Here is a 19,328-nt window from a genome sequence, read left to right as displayed (position 1 = left end):
CTTTATACCTGTTGCAGTTGCTGCAGGAGGTCTTTGGTTTCGTAAAAAATACGCTTCATATCGTCGACCTGCTCACCAGGCGTATACAATGCCCATTCGCATTCATTCAACACCCTGATCAATTGCTGAACAGTTTCAGCAGGCACTCCCCGCTCAGCCAACGCACCGGCAATATGCTGCTTGTTCATAGCAGATGGCGCCACCTGGCATTTTTCTCCAATAGCTTTCCACAATACCTGTTGAATTTCCTGGCAGAACAAACGTTTATCGTTGTTATGCAAAGCCTCCCTGGCGGTGGCCAGGCGTTGCTCCGGACTGACTACTGTTAAAGCCACTTCCACGGGCTTGGGTGCTGGCACCAAAGGCTTTGCCGTTTTGCGCGATCTGCGCAGCTGCCAGGACTGGTAAAATATCCAACTGGCTATTGCCAACACCACTGCCCCAAAGAAATACAGGTGTCGGGGAATTCCTCGCTCGTTGGCGCGCTCCAGCACATCATTTCGTTCCTGTTGCTCCGCCTTGCTGACCCCAGGCATGATCTGCATAGTGACTGGCTGGCTGCTGGAAAATTTATATTCTTTCAAATAGGGATCATAATAGGCCAGCTCAATGGCGGGAACCGTACAAGTACCGGTATCGGGGGCAGCAAACGAATATTCGAATTCCTTACTGCCGGTAAGCGGATATATGTACTTGTTGACATTTTCCCGCACGGCCGGATCCGCGGTATCTACACCACGTGGCCATTGTACCACCGGTGCAGTGATCAGGTTAAGGTTACCGGTTCCAGAGATCACCACCTGTATCTTCACGAGATCGCCTTGCCTGATAGGGCCGGCAGGCGCTTTTACCGCAATATCAAATTTGCCCACCGCTCCGGTATAGTGTTCGGGCTGGTTCTCGACTGGCAGTGGTCGGATGGTCATTTCTACCGGGTCGGACTTTACCGATACCGGATAATCTGCCGCAGTCCATGAACCCGATTGCAGGTCCTTTTTCCTAAAATGGACCATGCCCTCTACTTCTGCCGGATCGAGTGAAAAACTGCCCTCCTGCAGAGGAATGAGCTGCACTTTTCGGATGACGTTGACGTAATAAGCTTTGCCTTTGTAAACTTCAATTTCCTGCTTGTTATCGTATCCATCTACCATCTCGATCACACTGAAGCCATTGAGTGATGGCCGTTTGGTCACCTGCGCAGTTGTGCTAAGCCTGGAATAGGCTTTGTATACTGCCATGACCGGCTCGCCCACATAACAATCTTTCTTATTGACTTCTGTGCGCAGAAAAAAGTTACGGTGTATCTCTTCCGTAACGTCCTCTCCGGGCTGTAACTCTGTGGCCGATTCCATATCTACCTCTTCTTCCGCACGGGGAGCCCCGGCAGTAGAAAGCCCTGTGCGTTGCACCACCACCTTCACGGCAGTTGAGGTCATTTTCTTCCCATCGACGATAGCAACAGCTCCGGGAATCGTAAACTTTCCAGTACGACGGGGGGAGAGGATCACGATCTTCACATAAGACTCTAGCAATTGACGGGTTTGTGCCTGTATACTGGTTGTATTCTGGTAATCGAATGTTCCATCCACGCGAAAGTCGCTGAACTCAGGTACCCGGAAGTCCTGCACACTTTTGGCCCCTTCGATCACATATTGCACCTGGAATGTTTGTGGAAACTGTACGGTCGACTCGTTGAGCTGGGTATAGAACTTGACCTGTCCGCTGGCAAATTGCCAACCCAAAAGGCATGTCGCAAATAGAAGTATGTAAAGTTTTCTGCTGATAAATGGTTGGTTTTACGCCGGTGGCTGGCCGGTAGACAAATATAATTTTTGTTACGAAGGCTTTCGGAATTTGTACACGTTAAATGTCAGTTAAAGGATGAACGGTGGCATCCTGTTATAAATCACCCAATTGCGGACGCAGGATGATATCTTCCACGCAAGCCTGGGGCGATAACTGCGCTGCCGCATAGATCATGGTGGCGATATCTTTGGATTGCATGATACGTTGTGGATCGACACCACTGCCTGCCCAGGAATCGGTGTAAGCTGCGCCGGGGTAAACAGCCGTTACTTTAACCCCATAGGGCTTCATTTCCTCGCGCAGGTTTCGGGAAAACCCGGCTAGTGCGTATTTGCTCACGCTATAAGCGCCTCCATTGGCATAGGCCTTCAACGATGCGATGGAGCACATATTGAAAACATGGCCGCTTTTACGTTCCATCATTGTGGCAATCAAGGTGCGGGTGAGGTGATAGGCGCTCATCAGGTTTACATTCAGCATCTGCTCTAGTGTGCCATCTGGTTCATTGTGTACACTTCCCGGTTCAAAAAGCCCCGCGTTGTTGATGAGCACATCGACCGGTTTTCCGAAGCTAAGCACCCATTGTCCGAATGCGATCGCCTGTTCTTTGACGGAAAGATCGAATGCGTTTGCTTTAATTTGACTATCAGGATAATAGCGCATCAACTCCTCCACCGTCCGGTAAAGGTTGGTTTCATTGCGCGAACAGAGAAACAGGTTATGACCATGAGCAGCGAATTCTTCTGCGAGCGATTTACCAAACCCTTTGGAAGCACCGGTAATGACTACATTCATAACATGAAATTAGGGATAGGAAGGCAGAACCTGGTAATGGAGTTGTTATTTTTGCGGGATGAAATATGAGCACCTTTTCTTTGATCTTGACCATACCCTTTGGGACTTTGAAGCGAATAGCCGAAAAACCCTGACTGATATCTATGAAGAAATGGCCCTGCAGTCCCGTGGCGTGCACGATTTTGATCAATTTCACAAAAGCTACCTGGTGCACAATGACAAACTGTGGGCCCGCTATCGCAACGGATATATCAAAGTAGATGAGCTGAGGTGGAAAAGAATGTGGTTGACGTTGCTCGATTTCAAGATTGGCGATGACAAGCTCGCCCGTAAAATGGGAGAACGCTTTCTTGAATTGCTCCCTTCCCGCAATTTGCTGTTTCCCTACACAATAGAAATACTTGGGTATTTGCAGGCAAAGGGGTATCATCTCCACCTGATCACGAACGGATTTGAACACACCCAGCACAGCAAGCTGAAAAACAGTGGCATCGATAAGTATTTTAGCCAGGTCATTACTTCTGAAGGCAGCAATAGCCTGAAACCGCACAAAGAAATTTTTGATTACGCCATGCAGCGGGCGCGTGCCTTACCGGCCAACAGTATTATGCTGGGCGACAATATCGAAGTAGATATCCAGGGCGCCATCAATGCGGGCATCGACCAGGTATTTGTAAACCATATCAATGATAGCACCCCTGTAAAAGCCACCTATACGGTTTATCATTTGAAGGAATTGGAACACATATTTTAGTCGCTGACCTATTGACCGGCACCCGCAAAAAAAGATCCCGGCCTTAACAGACCGGGATCAATTATTTATACGTGACTCGCTTTTTTAAAGGGTAGCCAGTACGGTTACACCACCTTTAACGACTTCATTGAGTTGGACATTCACTTTAGTACCGATGGGCAACAACAGGTCAACGCGGCTACCAAACTTGATGAAGCCATATTCGGCATTCTGCTCTACTTTCTGACCTACGGTGAGGTAATTGATAATTCGCTTTGCCAGTGCGCCCGCGATCTGCTTTACCAGGACCTCTCCTTTTGAACTACGTATCACCACGGAGTGACGCTCGTTTTCGGTAGAGGATTTTGGGTGCCAGGCCACCAGGAACTTCCCTTTGTGGTATTGATTGTATACGATCTCCCCGGCAATAGGATTGCGATTCTGGTGTACATTGGCGGGACTCATAAACACAGATATCTGCAGTCGTTTGTCTTTAAAATACTCTTCATCGTACACTTCTTCGATCACCACCACCTTTCCATCAGCCGGACTAATGACCAATCCGTCGCCTTTGGTGAGCTGGCGATTCGGCACTCTGAAGAAAGACATTATAAAGAGCAGCAGACCCAGGGTAAGTACGAATATGACCCAACTGAGCCAGGGAAGGCTGTAACTAATGAAATAAAACGACAACAGGTTGATAACGGCAAAGATGATCGCCGTAATGAGAATGCTCTTGTATCCTTCCTTGTGAATGGTCATTTAAAATTGAGTTAAGAGTGCAAATGTAATTAATTAGTAATTATTGAGTTCCGGAGCTGTTATTTCATGAAGATCATGACATACAGCCATACAAAAGGAGTCGCGATCAACAATGAATCGAAACGGTCGAGAAAACCGCCATGTCCCGGCATCAGGGTACCGCTGTCCTTGACATTGGCCATCCGTTTCAGTTTGCTTTCCAGCAGGTCGCCGGCGGTACCCGCCACAGCAGCGATGGCGGCAATGGCGATCCAATCATAAACGGTATAAGTATTTATCAGCCAACCGATCGTAGAGATCACCACCACACAGAGTATAGCGCCCCCAACCGTTCCCTCCCAGGTCTTCTTGGGAGAGATCGCCGAGAAAGGAGTTTTACCGATCAACGACCCGACGATGTAGGCCATCGTATCATTGATCCAGATGGAGAAAATGAGTCCACATGGAATAATGGGGCCCAGGTCCATTACTGCATTGTCGCCTTGAAAGAGCATACTTACGCCGCGCAGATCGATCATAAGCCCCCAACTCAAAGAGATATAGATCAAACCCAAAGCCGAAAGCCAGATGTTCTTTAGCCGGATATTGCCGGCAAACAACAATTCGATAATGGGCAACATAAAAACACAGATGAGCCCAACCCACCATCCGACGGCATGCAGGGAAAAGTCGCCGATATTATAGGCATTGTTGGTAAAGAACAAAACGATACACCAGCCCGCAACGCGTACACCGTATTTATGCGCTGGGGTAATGTTTTTATATTCAGGATCGATTTTAGCAATTAGCTTCTGGTATTCACTCCAGCATCCAAAATGAATAATGGTGAAGAGGAAGAAAAAAGTCCAGTGGCTCCACAGCAAGCCACCCAGCATGACAACGACGAAGATGACGGCTGTCAGCGATCTTGTTTTTAATGTGGCCAGGTTTAGTGCCATGTAATGTGCTTAAGCAATGAATTGGTTTGTAGGTGTAAGATCGTCGACCTGGTACACTTTGGCATAGGTAGTAGATGATTGACGGATATAGTACCAAAGGATAGCCCAGACAGCCACGCCACTGGCTACAGCTGCCATCAATGGTATATCCGGATTGGTATTGATGAATTTGGGAGCAAAAGATACAGCAATGACCTGAACAGCGTTGTATACAAAGTGGGCCAATACACAAGTCCACAGGCTACCGCTGTACCAGTACAGAGCGCCCAATACAATACCGAGGAACATACGGGGAAAGAAACCCTGGAATTGAAGGTGCAGGGCTGAAAACAGGAATCCGGTGATAATGATACCTGCCCAGGGGTTACGGGTGATCTGTATTACGATTCGTTGCAAAGCTCCCCGAAAGAATAGCTCTTCACAAATTGCCGGTAGCAGCCCGACCAGCAACACGTTCACCAATACATCCTTGGGCTTGTTGGATTTGAAAAAGGCCTCCATTTGACCGGATGCTTTTTTTTCCATTTCCATCATGGAAGTTGGCAGGTTGATCTTTTGATTTAGCTCACCCAGCCAGGAAACAAAAGGGAATGCCAGTAACACGCAAAGGATGGCCAGTACGTACATATTCGAATGTTCGGCCGATTTGAACCCCAAAAAAAGCATTTGTTTGCCTGTAAAGGTGTAGGCGACATAAATGAAAGTGGGGATCACAAAAAGGATAACAGAAGAGAAAGCCTGCGCCCATTTCAGGCTTGTAATGACCTTAGGATCAGACAGATCGACCTGAGGTTGACCCGATGTCGGCCAAAACGCGTTCAGAACGACCAGTGCGACGGGAAATGCCAGTAACAGAACTAGCTGTGTCCAGGGTGACTTTATACGTAAATGGCCGATCATAATCTGGTATAAACGAATATTAAGATGTAAATTTGCCGCCGCTCGGGCCGCAAGTTACGGGATACGAAGATAATTGATCCCGAATCATATACGATAACCCGGGTAGTTTTATTATGCCAGCCATCGGTCAAATATCGCTTCCGGAATTCCCTTTACTCCTCGCCCCCATGGAGGATGTGAGCGATCCCCCTTTTCGCTACGTATGTAAGCAGAACGGTGCTGACCTGATGTACAGTGAGTTCATCTCAAGCGAGGGCCTGATCCGTGACGCCATCAAAAGCCGTCAAAAGCTGGATTTCTCCGAATTTGAGCGCCCCTTTGGTATTCAGATATTTGGAGGCGATGAAGAAGCCATGGCTATGAGCGCCCGCATTGTAGATACCGTGCAGCCAGACCTGGTAGATATCAACTATGGATGTCCGGTAAAAAAAGTAGTCAGCAAGGGTGCCGGTGCAGGGGTACTCAAAGACATAGACCTGATGGTACGCCTCACCAGTGCGGTGGTTAAATCGACCAGCTTACCGGTAACCGTTAAAACCCGACTGGGGTGGGACGACAATTCCAAAAACATAGAGGAGGTGGCAGAACGGCTGCAGGACGTTGGTATTAAAGCACTGACTATCCATGGCCGCACCAGGGCTCAGCTTTACAAGGGTGAAGCCGACTGGTCATTGATCGGTAAGATCAAGAACAATCCCCGCATGCAGATCCCGATCTTCGGAAACGGAGATATAGACTCCCCCCAGAAAGCCCTGGAATATAAGAACCGGTATGGCATTGATGGTATTATGATCGGCCGTGCCGCGATTGGTTATCCCTGGATCTTTCGGGAGATCAAACATTTTATGCAGACAGGGGAGATCCTCCCCCTCCCCACCATCGAGGAACGCGTAGAGGTTTGCCGTACCCACCTTCGTAAATCCATTGAATGGAAAGGAGAGATCGTGGGCATCTTTGAAATGCGTCGGCACTATACCAACTATTTAAAAGGTCTTCCCAATATCAAGGAATACCGCACCCGACTGGTGACTGTCAAATCCAAAGAAGAAATCGAGCAGATCCTGGAAGAGGTGAAGGTGGCTTATGCCGGAATGGTACCTGAGCGCCAGGTGGCAGGCTTCTCGCAGGACCAGCTTTCCTCCTGCGCTTATTAAATCGCGTTGTTACCCTAACTTTATTGAAAATCTTTTTCTATGATCACAAGTATGTTCCGGGTATCCTGTTGGGCACTTGTAGTTTCAATTAGCCTGTTGGCCTGTAAAAACAAAGCCAGCAAAAACCCCGATGGTGGCAAGAAGACCGCAACGACAACCGCATCGCTGGATAGCGCTGCATTGATCAATGACCTGGCATACCTGTCGTCGGGGGCATTGGAAGGCCGGGAAACCGGCAAGCCTGGAAATGCGCTTGCCCGCAAGTATATATCCCATCTATTCGATTCGTTGGAATTAAAGCTGCCCCCAAATGGCCGGTTGCAGCCTTTTTCTGTAGGCAAAGCTAAAGACACCGCCACCGGACAAAACGTCATCGGTATTATTACCGGATCTACCTATCCAGACCAATATTATGTCATTTCAGCCCACTATGACCACCTGGGAAAAAAGGGAGACAACCTATTCTTTGGAGCCGATGACAATGCATCAGGTTCCGCTTGCCTGTTAGCACTCGCCCGTTATTTTAGACAACATCAGCCCAAACATTCGTTGATCTTAGCCTCCTTCGATGCCGAAGAAAAAGGCCTCGTGGGATCAAGGTATTTTGTAAAGAATATGCCTGTGGAAAGCGCCCAGGTTTTGCTGAATGTGAATATGGACATGATTAGCCGCAACGACAAAAATGAGATCTATGCCAGCGGCACCTATCACAATCCATTCCTGAAAAAGTATATCGATAGTATCCGCCTCACTACACCGTTAACTGTATCATTTGGACATGATACGCCAAACAGCGGGCACGACGACTGGACCAGCCAATCGGATCATTTACCCTTTCATCAGGCAAAGATCCCCTACCTATATTTCGGCGTGGAAGACCATCCTGATTACCACAAACCGACCGATAGTTTTGAAAAAGTAAACAAGGAGTTTTATTACCGCGTATGTGAGATGATCAAAAGCACAATCGTATTGCTCGACAGTCAGGGGAAGCTTCAATAACACTCCTATAAGAGACAGAAAACGTACAGTCAACCAGCCGCCAAAGTGCATTGCTGTTATATCACGCAGTATCTATTTAATAGGTAAACTCCTTTAATTGCTCATGATAGCCCTTTGTCTGCTTTTCGGCGACAAATTCAGCCCCAAACATGAAAACTGCCTGCAAGGCCAATGCAACACCCAGACCTGGCCATATTGATTGGTCAGCGCGGGATCGATACAACAAAAAAAGTGTAATGCCCGCCAACAGTAGAAAGACTGCCCCCCATTTAAAAGTGGCAATACCGGTAAGCGCTTTTGCCACCCTCGGCAACTCCTTATCTTTCAACTCCTGAGGATTCATATCGAATGCATAGACATTTCGAACCCGGCTCTTATCACTGCTCGTGTAGTGCGAAAACCCAATAAAACACTGTATTGCGCCAATCAAAACCAGGGGAATGGCTGCTCCTTTGTAAAAAGGGGCCCGTAATACGAAATAACATACAACCGCCAGTATCAGAGCGATAATCCCGACTATAAAAATGACCAACCCGACCTGTTTCTCGGCCAGGAAGTACTTTTCTATATCTACCTTCGTCAGCATGGTGATTATTTTAAGGGATGCTATTTTTCTACGGCAGCAACAACAACGGAGCTCATCGGTGATACCGAAGGATCAAAATAATGAGTGAGCACTCCCCGCTCATTGATCAGGTATTTTGAAAAGTTCCAGGAGGGCTGCTGTTCGTTCCATCCGTTTCGGGACTTGCTGGTTAGCCAGGCAAAGACAGGATTTTGCTCCGAAGAACTGATGACAACACTTTTCTTCGCCAGGGGAAAACTTACACCGAAATTAACCTTACAGAACTGACCGATCTCATCATCTGTTCCTTTCTCCTGTTCCTGAAAGTCATTAGCTGGAAATCCCACAATGACCAGCTTGTCGTGGAATTGTTCGTAGAGCTTTTGCAGGTCGGCGTATTGGTTGGTATAACCGCAATCGCTTGCCGTATTGACCACCAGTATCTTTTTGCCCTTTAGTGAGGAAAGCGCCAATTGGTTACCATTGTTGAGCGTAACGGAAAGATCGTACACAGACTGCGGTGCGGGTGTCATAGCGCTGTTGCTCATAACTTTATTGTTTTTACCGAATAGTTTAGTAACCCCCATAAACAGGGGATATACAGCTTTCAATATTTTCTGTTTACTGGTCATATCAGGAGTGGTTCGATTAACATACGCAACATACGTCATAAATGCCAAGATCAGCAATGATAGCACGATCAGTGCCCGTTTCCATCGGCGATATCCTGGTAATCGTTTCATAATTTATCGAATGATCCATTTAAACCATTTTAGACGGCCTTTGAACGGTGGATACTTGATGTCCGGATCAAACCAGGTGGGTGTTTTCAGTACGGACTTCCGGTGACTAAAGGTTTCAAAACTATAATGGCCATGGTAGGCTCCCAGTCCACTAGGTCCTCGCCCCCCAAAGGGCAAGCGGGGGTTGGTCAGGTGCCAACTGCAGTTATTGATGCAGGCCCCTCCTGAAGGGACCCATTTGATCCAGGTTTGCTGAACGGTGTTGTTGGATGCGAAAATGTAGAAGGCCAGGGGATCGGGACGCAGATCGATGATCGCTTTCGCCTCTTCCCTTGTATCGAATGGAATAACTGGTAAAATGGGCCCAAATATCTCCTCCTGCATAACTACATCATCCAGGGCTACACCAGTCAAAATAGTAGGGGCTATATACAAAATGGCCTCATCGTGCTGCCCTCCAAATGCGACTTCTCCGTTTTCTATCAAACTGATCAATCGTTGAAACTGCCGCGCATTGATGATCTTTCCATAGTTGTAGCTATTGGCAGGATCTGGTGAAAAGAATTGCTGCACGGTTTGCTTCAATTTCAATAACAAATCGTCGTATACAGAACGATGTACCAGCACATAATCCGGCGCCACACACATTTGACCTGCATTGGAAAACTTGGCCAGGGCTATTCGCCGTGCAGCTACCTTGATATTGGCATCCCCTTCCACCACACAGGGACTTTTCCCTCCCAGCTCAAGGGTAACCGGAACAAGATTTTTCGCCGCCTGCTGATAGATGCGTTTACCGATCGCCGTACTACCAGTATAAAGAACATGATCGAACCGGAACAGCTCCATCAGCTGCGGCACAACAGTTGCCCCCTCTCCTTCAATATACAGGATATACTCACGTGGAAAGGTCGCTTCGATAAGCTGCTTCACTACTGCGGCTGTAGCGGGAGCATACTCGCTCGGCTTCAGCACTATACAATTGCCAGCAGCCATTGCACCAACCAGCGGTGCCAGCAGCAGTTGCAATGGATAATTCCACGGACTGATGATCAATACCGTGCCCAGAGGCTCCCGATAAACATAACTGGATGATGGAAGATTGACTAAATTGGTGCTGACAGACGCCGGTTGCATCCAGGCTTTGAGCTTCTTCAAAGCTGTATTGATCTCGGTTAGCAAAAAGCCCGTTTCTGTCACCCAGCTTTCTTCCGCACTCTTCTTTAGATCCGTATGAAGAGCCTCATGCAAGGGCACTTCAAATTTGAGCAAAGCTCGTTTCAGGTGCAACAGTTGCTCTTTCCGGAACTTATACGACCTAGTGACCCCACTCTCGAAGTAGTGGCGCATTCTCAGCATAGCATCTTTCAGGAGCTCATTTTGCATAGATCGTTGACCTGAAATTACTTATTATTTGACGATTAATAAAAAAGGCAGAAACGCCTGGGGCAACCGGGCTTTCAAACAGCGCATTCACCGACCTATAGTTCTGCCCATGCACCTTATCAGCCTGGCTTACCAACAAGTAGCATGACCACTGCACTCCATCGGAATCAGCACGCCTTAACCTGGCCAACTCAGCCGAAATCGGAGATGAGGGATGCAAAAAGTAAAGTATATAAAGTAGGGATCGTTACGATGCGTGAAGTCAAAAATTGGTGAAAGTGCAGGACTGCCTTCAGTGCCCTTACTTTCACCAATAGCATAAGTAGACCTATTAAGAATTAAAAATGATGCCAAAAATTGAACATGCGCCTTCACCAGGCAATGCTGCGATCGAACTTTGTAGAAATATTGCTACAGGAATGGCATCGCCATATTAGCACGCGATACAACAAAAGCATGATATTCAGCACCTAATTCTTCTCTTGACTTCTAACAAATACTGGTAGGCTAATCTTTTGCTTACCGAACATTAAAATACAGCTCATGAAATATCGACACTTACTGTTTGCAATAACCCTGTCTATCACAGCACTCTCTGTGCAGGCAACTACCAACTCCGAAGGTTTCAACAAAGAAAAGATTGCCCGAATGACGGAAGACGAGAAGAAAGCACGGGTGGAAGAAATTAAAAGCCGGGTGGAGGAGATCAGGAGCATGGATCGATCTTCCCTTACCAGGGCAGAACGCAAAGAGCTCAGGCACGAACTTAAGGACCTGAACAAAGAAGCGAAAGCTATTGGTCGCGGCGGAGTTTATATTTCACTCGGCGGCATCCTGTTAATAGTCCTTATACTCATTCTCATTCTTTAATTCATTTCATAATATAGCTACGCGGGGCGGCTACTTCGCCCCGCATGGCTATTTCATCTATTCATTGATCACTTCCAATATCGTAAAGGTGCGTTTACCAGAAGGCACCAGCCAACTTACCTGTTGACCCTGCCGGAAACCAATGAGCGCAGCACCCACGGGAGCCACTACTGATATTTTCCGCTCTTTCATATCAGCCTTATCAGGCATTACCAGTACCAGCTCCATAACATCTTTACGGCCATCGGCCATGATCTTTACCCGCGAGTTTAGTCTTACGGCATCTGCCGGAAACTCGTCCCGCTCTACCAGGCGCGCACGCTTTAGTTCCTCCTGGAGATCCAGCGCACTTTTTCTTTCTACAGGGGTATTACCATACCAATTATTGAGGAAAGCTGTCAATAGCTTATAGTCATCCAAACGGAGAATAAGCTGTGCATTTAATGGTTGCATATCGCATATATTTAAGTTATTGAATAAACAAACAGATCCGGACGTCTTGTAAAGACGCCGGTAAATCGAATAGGGCAATAAAAGCTATTTATGTTTGTTGAAAACCCTGAATCGAACGTATTCCCTGGTGTCGCGTTTCTTACGCAGCCGCCCCCGAAAAACCGGCTCGGTAGTATAACGGATTTCACGTTTCAGTTGCAAAACAGCTTTAGCGCGATGCCGTACCCGCCGTGTTTTTCTTATCGATAGGAATAATAGAGGAATAGTAAAGCACAATAGCCAGTTCCAATCGCTATTGACCGTAAAGCCATATTTAATGACAATGACATTGAGTAATACCAATGGCAAAAGGAATGGGCTATTGGACGCCACTACACGGTAATTCTTAATCATGAAAAAGAGTTGAGCCATGGATCGTCAGCTGGCATAAGCCATGTACAGCGCCGGTCCGTAATAACAACCTACAGTACATACCAGGAACCGCTCGATCCATTGAAATAATAGATTTCCGGCGTCTCCTAACGAAGACACCAGGCGTTATCGCTATGGTGACATGATTAACCCCAGCCCGGGAAATGATGGATAGGCCGGGGGCTACTTATGAAAATCCTTACAGGTGGGAAAATAGTTCGACTTTTTACCGAAATTGAATAGCAGGCAGGCACAAGAGGTTTGTGCCTCAAGCATAACCTGCTTGCAGAACAAAGCGCGTGTATGATTAATAATGCCCGACATGTTATAAAGATAGCAAAAATATTCTACCTGGACAGACACCACCGCAACATCCATCTTTCCACCTAAAAATGGCATAAAATACAGGCGTTTCGTATCTTTTGTACATGAAATGTTTTTCTGCAACCTTACTGGTGCTAACCATGGCATTTATGGCCTTCAGCCAGCAAAAAACCGACACCTGGCTCGACCAGCTGCTGCGGGAAAAAGCCAGCCCAGGTTTACTCCATGTGTTGAATAATCCTGATAGTTTTCAATACCAGCTTATCTATACCAAGATAGACCGCAATAAAAACAATCTGCCGACCTTTAAGCATTATTTACTGCATGTTGACGGTAGCCGCTATTTCAACCCGGCATCGATGGTAAAGATGCCTACAGCCTTCTGCGCACTGGAAAAGCTACATGAACTGAACAAACCCGGCGTCGACAAGTACACCGCCATGCTTACCGACAGCAGTTTTGAAAGGCAGACCAGGGTATGGACCGACACCTCGGCAATCAGTGGATTTCCATCTATCGCACAGTACATCCGGAAGATATTCCTGGTAAGCGATAACGACGCCTACAACAGACTCTACGAATTCGTAGGACAGCAATCGCTAAACGAGCGGTTGTGGCGAAAAGGGTACCCCAATAGCCGTATCACCCGTCGATTTGTGAGCATGAATGAAGAACAGAACCGGCATACAAATGTTATCAGGTTTATGCAGGATGGTAAGTTGCTATACGAGCAACCCGCGACCTATAACCCCCTCCCCTTCGACTTTACCAAAAAAATACTTATCGGTAGCGGCCATTGGGACCGCAACGACAGTCTGATAAAAGCCCCAATGGACTTTACTACCCACAACAATATGCCGCTGCAGGATCTGCAACAGATCGCGCAATCTGTTTTGTTTCCAGCGTCTGTTAAGCCAGCCCAACGATTTAATCTTACTGAGGATGACTATCAATTCCTGTATCGGTATATGTCGGAGCTCCCGTCCGAAAGTCAATATCCCAAATACGACACAAGCGAATACTTCGACAGCTATACCAAGTTTTTCTTCTTCAAAGCAGGACGCAGCCCTATACCAAGTTATATCAGAGCTTTTAATAAGACCGGATGGTCGTACGGGTTTCTTACAGATGTTACCTATATAGTAGATTTTAAACACCAGGTGGAATTTATGCTGAGCGGAGTCATCTATGTAAACAGCGACGGAATACTGAACGATAACAGATATGAATATGAGCAGGTCGGGTATCCTTTTTTCAAAGAAACAGGAGAGATCATCTATCAATATGAACTGACACGACCGCGAAAGTATAAACCCGATCTGACAAGATTCAAGTTAAATTACCAGGATCAATAAACGACGTATCATGACTTGCCGCCTATTATTGCTGCTTATCACGCTTATGCTGGCCTGTATAAAACTTACAGCACAGTTGACCAAACCCGTTGACACCAAAGCCTGGATCAGGATTAATCAACTGGGGTACCTGCCCGACGGTCCGAAAACGGCTGTATGGTGCAGCAAAAAGGATCAGATCATTACCTCATTTTATGTAATCGAGATCAATACAGGCAACACCGTACTCAAAGGCAACACAGGTCCCGCTTTTGGTGCATATGGTCCTTTTGCACAAACGTACCGGCTTAATTTTTCAAGACTGAAGAAGCCCGGCAACTATGTTATCCGGGCCGGCGATGCTGTTTCTCCGGAGTTTATTATTGAAGAAAAGGCTTATGAAGGAGTTGCAGATTTTTGTCTGCGCTATATGCGTCAGCAACGTAGCGGCTACAATCCATTTCTAAAAGACTCCTGCCACACGTACGATGGCTACACCATGTACGGGCCCATGCCCGACAGCACGCATATCGATGTTTCCGGCGGCTGGCATGACGCTTCTGATTACCTGCAATACGTAACCACCTCCGCCAATGCCACCTGGCATTTGCTGGCTGCCTACCGCGACTTTCCGGAAGTGTTTAGCGATCGACACCTCGCCAATGGCCTGGCCGGCAGCAATAACCGGCCCGATGTACTGGATGAGGCCAAATGGGGACTCGACTGGCTGCTGAAGATGCATCCCCGTGAAGACTGGATGTTTAACCAACTGGGCGACGACCGTGACCATGCTGGTATGCGCATTCCAAAAGAAGACAGCTTTTACGGGAAAGGGTACGAAAGACCAGTTTATTTTGCCACCGGCCAGCCACAGGGATTGTTTAAGTATAAAAATCGCGCGACCGGCGTTGCATCCACAGCCGGAAAATTCTCCAGCGCGTTTGCACTCGGCTTTCAATTAATGAGCGGAGAGCAAGCCGACTACAAAAACTTGCTATTCCAACGTGCACGATCGGCCTACCGATTGGGTATTGCCAATCCAGGTGTTTGTCAGACAGCGCCCGGGCGGGCGCCCTATTTTTACGAAGAAGACAACTGGACAGATGACATGCAGCTGGCAGCCGCGAGCCTTCGGCAAATGGAAATGGCCAATGGACAATCGCCGGACGATGGCCTGCTGAAGGCCGCTCTTCAATTTGCTAAAATGGAAAAGATCACTCCCTGGCTCGGTGGTGATACAGCCCGCCACTACCAATGGTATCCATTCATTAACCTGGGGCATTTCGAACTCGCGAAGCAACTAGTTGGTAAACCACAAAAGGAAACGATTGAATACTTTAAACAAGGGATTGAAAAGGTATGGCAACGATCTGCCAACAATGCATTTTACCGTGGCATCCCCTTTATCTGGTGTAGCAATAACCTAACCACTGCTTTTGCCATCCAATGCTACTGGTATCGTCAGTTATCTGGAGATGCAGACTTTCTCGAACTCGAGCAAGCCAATTTTGATTGGTTGTTCGGCTGCAATCCATGGGGAACGAGTATGGTCTACGGATTACCGGCCAATGGCGATACTCCAACTGATCCCCACTCCGCATTTACCCACCTGAAGCAATACCCCATAGATGGCGGATTGGTTGACGGGCCGGTTTACGGCAGTATTTTCAAGAACCTGATCGGCATTACACTGAATGAGCCAGATGAATACGCCGCCTTTCAAAGCGACCTGGTGGTTTATCACGATGATTATGGTGACTACAGCACCAATGAACCAACCATGGATGGCACAGCATCGCTCATCTATTTATTGGCAGCCAAAGAACAAAACCGAACACATAGCAAGCCAGCGGCCACCGGGCGCATAAAAAGGCAAGTTCCGAGGGGGTATAAAATGCCGGTAAGTAAGAATACGTCAACCCGCATATCATACAACCGCGAAAAGGGCGGAGTTGCGCGCGCTATCACGAGGGGCGATACAAGCCGAAAACAGTTGGCGATTGTCTTTACAGGCGACGAATTTGGTGACGGCGGACCTGCAATCATCAATACTTTAAAGAATAAACAGGTGAAGGCTTCCTTCTTTCTGACGGGACGTTTCTATAGAACACCGTCCTTTGGCCCGATAATCAGGCAACTCAAAGAGGGTGGTCATTATCTTGGTGCGCATAGCGACCAACACTTGCTCTATTGTGACTGGAATAAAAGAGACAGCTTGCTGGTCACCCAACAGGAATTCGAATCAGACCTACTTTCCAACTATACGGCTATGAGCCCATTTCTTATTGAGCCCGCCGCCGCCCCTTATTTTCTGCCGCCTTACGAGTGGTACAACGACTCCATCTCCAGCTGGACCAAACAGGCGGGTTTTCAATTAATTAACTACACACCCGGCACCATCAGCCACGCAGATTATACAACACCCGACATGAAGAACTACCGATCATCTGACCAGGTCCTTCAATCGATCTATGGCTACAACCGTAAATCACCTGCCGGACTGAATGGTTTTATACTGCTGCTACACATAGGAACGGCACCACAACGCACAGATAAATTGTATAACCGCCTCGACGAATTGATCAATTACCTAACACGTGAAGGGTACGAAATGGTAAGGATCGACCAGTTACTCCAAAATCATTGATCGTTTCATTGTCACCTTTTGCGGATTCCCGCCGCTAGTACCATTGCTATATGATTTTTGGCAAGTGGAGGACTGATTTTCGCCTGTAATTATCGAACAATACCCACCCACATAAGTTATGCACTGAAGAAGCTGCCTACCGGCAGCTTGCACTTTTAACCCCTCCCATCGAAAAAACCCAGATCGGAAAAGCATTAAAAGTGTATCATCATGGAAAAGGTATCCAGGCCCCAATACATGAAAAGTGGCCATGAAAAGATCTTTCACCAGTTGCGGCAGGACGTGCATTTTCTGGTAGCACAACTGGAAAAGAAACGCAAACCAGGCATTATACTCAAAGCGCTGGTATTTCCCATTTTGTATCTTGTAACATATCTATGCCTGATCGTTTGGGGTAATAACCCAGCGGTGATGTATATCTCATACAGCGGTCTTGGACTCTTGCTGGTGGTTATCTTCCTGAATATCATTCACGACGCAGTACATGGCACCATCTTCACCAGCAAAAAGCTCAATGACTGGTACGTATACCTGTTTGACCTGATGGGTGCCAACAGCTATACCTGGAAAATGCGTCATGTCCGTTTTCACCACAATTATCCCAACGTTTCGGGGTGGGATACCGATATCGAACAGAGCTTACTGGCACGGATCTTCCCGACAGACAAAGCGTTGCCCTTACACCGTTTTCAGCATATTTATCTTCCGATGCTGTATCCATTGTACCTGTTAAACTGGCTTTTGATCAGAGACTTCAGGGACTTTTTCAATAAGAAACGCACCTTGTGGAAACTCACCACCATTCCGCCTATCGAGTATATCAAATTATTCGTATTCAAATCCATCTTCCTGCTATACCTGGTCATCGTACCCGGCCTGTTGTTGAAAGTTGGCTGGACCCATGTCTTACTTGGCTTTCTACTTATGATGTTTACGGCCAGCATCTTTTCCCTGATCGTGTTATTGAGTCCGCATGCAAACACCAGTGCAGACTTTCCGCAGCCGGACGAGCACAATCAACTTCCCCATGATTGGATGATACACATGTTAAGGACAACCAATGATGTGCAATCTGACAATTGGTTCACGAGGTCCTGCATGGGTTGCTTCAACTTTCACGTGGTGCACCACCTATTTCCCAATGTCAACCACATTTATTATCCTGAGGTAACGGGGTTATTGAAGGAATATGCGGCACGTTACGACCTTCCCTACAAGGCTTATTCGTTGACAGGCTCCCTGAGGAAGCACTACCAACTCCTGAAGCGGAATGGTGCCGCTGAAGATATCTTTGAAGAAACGATGTAGATATTATGAAATCTATACTTATTTGACCAGTTCAGACTAGGAGGATACTTAACAACTAGAAAATCTTTAAATAAGTTCGGTGCACTTTATCCAGTTTGGCACCCGTTGCGGCATGAATAGCCAGCATTTTGTCATTAAAATCTCCCACCCACGCCAATTCAACCCCTTTTACTGTCCCCCTTGGAACGACTTCGAGTTGTAGGCTGCGGACGAGGGCTGATTCTATACCATGATTTTGGTACTTCTTTTTGCAGCCCATGATAATGATGCGGAGACGATCGATCGTGGTGGTCTTTTTATACCAAAGGAACTTAAGCTTCCCCCAAAGGTTAAGCTTTCCATTTACGTGTTTTAAAACCTGGTTGATATCGGGCAGGCAGAGCACACAGGCAATTGGCTCTTCATTATAATAGGCAAACCAGATGATACGCTCATCCATGATTGCCTTCATTTGTCTGAAGGATTCCTTGATAACCCCCATCTGGATAGGGGTAAAATTGTCAAATGTACTCCAGGCATCGTTGTAGATCTCCCGGAAATCCTCTGCATATTTAGTGAAGTTGTTCTTGTCGAAATGCCTGAAGGAATAGCCAGGCTTCTTCATCACCCAATCTGCAATCTTGGTGAAACGCTCGGTGAAAGGAATTGTGATATCCAGAAAGTTCGTCAGCTGATCATATTCTTTTTCAAACCCATACGACTCAAAGAATTGTTGGTAATACGGCGGATTATAGTTCATACCGAGACTTGGCGGTTTGAATCCCTCGATAAGCAATCCCCAGAATTTGTCATTCTCGCCGAAATTGATGGGACCTTCCATGGCTTCCATACCCTGTGATTGCAGCCAGTTTTTAGCCGTATCCAGCAATAAACGGGCAGCTGTCATGTCATCGATGCAATCGAAAAAGCCTACTCCGCCCGTTGGACGGGCATGTTTATAAGCTTTTTCAAAATTGACGAAGGCAGCCACACGTCCAATGATCTCTCCCTGTGCATTCTGCAGCAGCCAACGCGTACAAACGCCATGCTCAAAGAAAACATTCCGTAAGGGATCAAATACCGATTCCACATCGTTATCCAACGGACTGATCCAGTTCGGATCTGCCTTGAATAGCTGCTTGGGAAATTCGATGAATTCGCGGGCCGTACGGGGACTGTTAACCTCAATCAAGTTCATTCGGCGAACTTAGCAATTAT

Annotated in this window: 17 protein-coding genes; 7 read left to right on the top strand and 10 right to left on the bottom strand. The window is 47.1% G+C overall.

Going from position 1 to position 19,328, the window contains the following annotated elements; translation table 11 throughout:
• Positions 1–2: 2 nt before the first annotated feature.
• On the bottom strand, positions 3–1,742 hold the full coding sequence (locus P2W70_RS02065; RefSeq protein WP_276479760.1) for a BatD family protein: 1,740 nt from the start codon (positions 1,740–1,742) through the stop codon (positions 3–5).
• Positions 1,743–1,899: 157 nt separating this feature from the next.
• On the bottom strand, positions 1,900–2,601 hold the full coding sequence (locus P2W70_RS02060; RefSeq protein ID WP_276479759.1) for an SDR family oxidoreductase: 702 nt from the start codon (positions 2,599–2,601) through the stop codon (positions 1,900–1,902).
• 58 nt (positions 2,602–2,659) lie between these two features.
• Between P2W70_RS02060 and P2W70_RS02055 the strand changes: the two genes are divergently transcribed.
• A complete protein-coding gene (locus P2W70_RS02055) occupies positions 2,660–3,355 on the top strand; it encodes a YjjG family noncanonical pyrimidine nucleotidase (protein ID WP_276479758.1) in 696 nt (231 codons plus the stop codon).
• Positions 3,356–3,439: 84 nt separating this feature from the next.
• On the opposite strand, the gene P2W70_RS02050 is transcribed toward P2W70_RS02055, so the two are convergent.
• From P2W70_RS02050 to P2W70_RS02040, 3 genes are read right to left on the bottom strand one after another with little or no spacing between them, the layout of a single operon-like run.
• On the bottom strand, positions 3,440–4,096 hold the full coding sequence (locus P2W70_RS02050; RefSeq protein WP_276479757.1) for a phosphatidylserine decarboxylase family protein: 657 nt from the start codon (positions 4,094–4,096) through the stop codon (positions 3,440–3,442).
• Between the two features lie 59 nt (positions 4,097–4,155).
• Entirely contained in the window at positions 4,156–5,034 is an 879-nt protein-coding gene (locus P2W70_RS02045; RefSeq protein ID WP_276479756.1) for a phosphatidate cytidylyltransferase, read from the bottom strand.
• A 9-nt stretch (positions 5,035–5,043) separates the two neighbouring features.
• Positions 5,044–5,934 (bottom strand): CPBP family glutamic-type intramembrane protease, encoded by an 891-nt coding sequence (locus tag P2W70_RS02040; RefSeq protein ID WP_276479755.1) that lies wholly within the window; start codon positions 5,932–5,934, stop codon positions 5,044–5,046.
• A gap of 113 nt (positions 5,935–6,047) precedes the next feature.
• Between P2W70_RS02040 and dusB the strand changes: the two genes are divergently transcribed.
• The gene (dusB, locus tag P2W70_RS02035) at positions 6,048–7,088 is read left to right on the top strand and encodes a tRNA dihydrouridine synthase DusB (RefSeq protein WP_276479754.1); all 1,041 of its coding nucleotides are present in this window, start codon (positions 6,048–6,050) and stop codon (positions 7,086–7,088) included.
• 39 nt (positions 7,089–7,127) lie between these two features.
• Positions 7,128–8,090 (top strand): M28 family peptidase, encoded by a 963-nt coding sequence (locus tag P2W70_RS02030; RefSeq protein ID WP_276479753.1) that lies wholly within the window; start codon positions 7,128–7,130, stop codon positions 8,088–8,090.
• Between the two features lie 76 nt (positions 8,091–8,166).
• Here the strand turns inward: P2W70_RS02030 and P2W70_RS02025 are convergent, their stop codons facing one another.
• The 3 genes from P2W70_RS02025 to P2W70_RS02015 form a co-directional block, all read right to left on the bottom strand.
• The gene (locus tag P2W70_RS02025) at positions 8,167–8,676 is read right to left on the bottom strand and encodes a hypothetical protein (protein WP_276479752.1); all 510 of its coding nucleotides are present in this window, start codon (positions 8,674–8,676) and stop codon (positions 8,167–8,169) included.
• A 20-nt stretch (positions 8,677–8,696) separates the two neighbouring features.
• Positions 8,697–9,203 (bottom strand): glutathione peroxidase, encoded by a 507-nt coding sequence (locus P2W70_RS02020; protein WP_276479751.1) that lies wholly within the window; start codon positions 9,201–9,203, stop codon positions 8,697–8,699.
• A 198-nt stretch (positions 9,204–9,401) separates the two neighbouring features.
• The gene (locus P2W70_RS02015; RefSeq protein WP_276479750.1) at positions 9,402–10,784 is read right to left on the bottom strand and encodes an aldehyde dehydrogenase; all 1,383 of its coding nucleotides are present in this window, start codon (positions 10,782–10,784) and stop codon (positions 9,402–9,404) included.
• A gap of 543 nt (positions 10,785–11,327) precedes the next feature.
• Between P2W70_RS02015 and P2W70_RS02010 the strand changes: the two genes are divergently transcribed.
• Positions 11,328–11,654 (top strand): hypothetical protein, encoded by a 327-nt coding sequence (locus P2W70_RS02010; RefSeq protein ID WP_276479749.1) that lies wholly within the window; start codon positions 11,328–11,330, stop codon positions 11,652–11,654.
• Between the two features lie 57 nt (positions 11,655–11,711).
• Here the strand turns inward: P2W70_RS02010 and P2W70_RS02005 are convergent, their stop codons facing one another.
• Entirely contained in the window at positions 11,712–12,107 is a 396-nt protein-coding gene (locus P2W70_RS02005) for a GreA/GreB family elongation factor (RefSeq protein ID WP_276479748.1), read from the bottom strand.
• Positions 12,108–12,946: 839 nt separating this feature from the next.
• Here P2W70_RS02005 and P2W70_RS02000 point away from each other — a divergent pair.
• The 3 genes from P2W70_RS02000 (at position 12,947) to P2W70_RS01990 (ending at position 18,131) form a co-directional block, all read left to right on the top strand.
• Entirely contained in the window at positions 12,947–14,197 is a 1,251-nt protein-coding gene (locus tag P2W70_RS02000; RefSeq protein WP_276479747.1) for a serine hydrolase, read from the top strand.
• Between the two features lie 10 nt (positions 14,198–14,207).
• Positions 14,208–16,823, top strand: coding sequence for a bifunctional glycoside hydrolase family 9 protein/polysaccharide deacetylase (locus P2W70_RS01995; RefSeq protein ID WP_276479746.1), 2,616 nt, complete (start codon positions 14,208–14,210; stop codon positions 16,821–16,823).
• Between the two features lie 210 nt (positions 16,824–17,033).
• Positions 17,034–18,131 (top strand): fatty acid desaturase family protein, encoded by a 1,098-nt coding sequence (locus P2W70_RS01990; RefSeq protein ID WP_276479745.1) that lies wholly within the window; start codon positions 17,034–17,036, stop codon positions 18,129–18,131.
• A 55-nt stretch (positions 18,132–18,186) separates the two neighbouring features.
• Here the strand turns inward: P2W70_RS01990 and P2W70_RS01985 are convergent, their stop codons facing one another.
• A complete protein-coding gene (locus P2W70_RS01985; protein ID WP_276479744.1) occupies positions 18,187–19,308 on the bottom strand; it encodes a GNAT family N-acetyltransferase in 1,122 nt (373 codons plus the stop codon).
• Between the last annotated feature and the right edge of the window lie 20 nt (positions 19,309–19,328).

The sequence above is a fragment of the Paraflavitalea pollutisoli genome, assembly GCF_029360705.1.
Lineage (GTDB): Bacteria > Bacteroidota > Bacteroidia > Chitinophagales > Chitinophagaceae > Paraflavitalea > Paraflavitalea pollutisoli.
The sequence above is the reverse complement of the archived record's forward strand: the minus strand, read 5'-3'. Positions and strand labels throughout refer to the sequence as shown.

What these genes read in the sequence shown, in the direction of transcription:
- P2W70_RS02045 (WP_276479756.1), bottom strand. Translation starts at nt 5,034, where the DNA reads ATGGCACTAAACCTGGCCACATTAAAAACAAGATCGCTGACAGCCGTC.
- P2W70_RS02025 (WP_276479752.1), bottom strand. Translation starts at nt 8,676, where the DNA reads ATGCTGACGAAGGTAGATATAGAAAAGTACTTCCTGGCCGAGAAACAG.
- P2W70_RS02040 (WP_276479755.1), bottom strand. Translation starts at nt 5,934, where the DNA reads ATGATCGGCCATTTACGTATAAAGTCACCCTGGACACAGCTAGTTCTG.
- P2W70_RS02010 (WP_276479749.1), top strand. Translation starts at nt 11,328, where the DNA reads ATGAAATATCGACACTTACTGTTTGCAATAACCCTGTCTATCACAGCA.
- P2W70_RS02055 (WP_276479758.1), top strand. Translation starts at nt 2,660, where the DNA reads ATGAAATATGAGCACCTTTTCTTTGATCTTGACCATACCCTTTGGGAC.
- P2W70_RS02005 (WP_276479748.1), bottom strand. Translation starts at nt 12,107, where the DNA reads ATGCAACCATTAAATGCACAGCTTATTCTCCGTTTGGATGACTATAAG.
- P2W70_RS01985 (WP_276479744.1), bottom strand. Translation starts at nt 19,308, where the DNA reads ATGAACTTGATTGAGGTTAACAGTCCCCGTACGGCCCGCGAATTCATC.
- dusB (WP_276479754.1), top strand. Translation starts at nt 6,048, where the DNA reads ATGCCAGCCATCGGTCAAATATCGCTTCCGGAATTCCCTTTACTCCTC.
- P2W70_RS02015 (WP_276479750.1), bottom strand. Translation starts at nt 10,784, where the DNA reads ATGCAAAATGAGCTCCTGAAAGATGCTATGCTGAGAATGCGCCACTAC.
- P2W70_RS02030 (WP_276479753.1), top strand. Translation starts at nt 7,128, where the DNA reads ATGATCACAAGTATGTTCCGGGTATCCTGTTGGGCACTTGTAGTTTCA.
- P2W70_RS02050 (WP_276479757.1), bottom strand. Translation starts at nt 4,096, where the DNA reads ATGACCATTCACAAGGAAGGATACAAGAGCATTCTCATTACGGCGATC.
- P2W70_RS02000 (WP_276479747.1), top strand. Translation starts at nt 12,947, where the DNA reads ATGAAATGTTTTTCTGCAACCTTACTGGTGCTAACCATGGCATTTATG.
- P2W70_RS02020 (WP_276479751.1), bottom strand. Translation starts at nt 9,203, where the DNA reads ATGAGCAACAGCGCTATGACACCCGCACCGCAGTCTGTGTACGATCTT.
- P2W70_RS01995 (WP_276479746.1), top strand. Translation starts at nt 14,208, where the DNA reads ATGACTTGCCGCCTATTATTGCTGCTTATCACGCTTATGCTGGCCTGT.
- P2W70_RS02060 (WP_276479759.1), bottom strand. Translation starts at nt 2,601, where the DNA reads ATGAATGTAGTCATTACCGGTGCTTCCAAAGGGTTTGGTAAATCGCTC.
- P2W70_RS01990 (WP_276479745.1), top strand. Translation starts at nt 17,034, where the DNA reads ATGGAAAAGGTATCCAGGCCCCAATACATGAAAAGTGGCCATGAAAAG.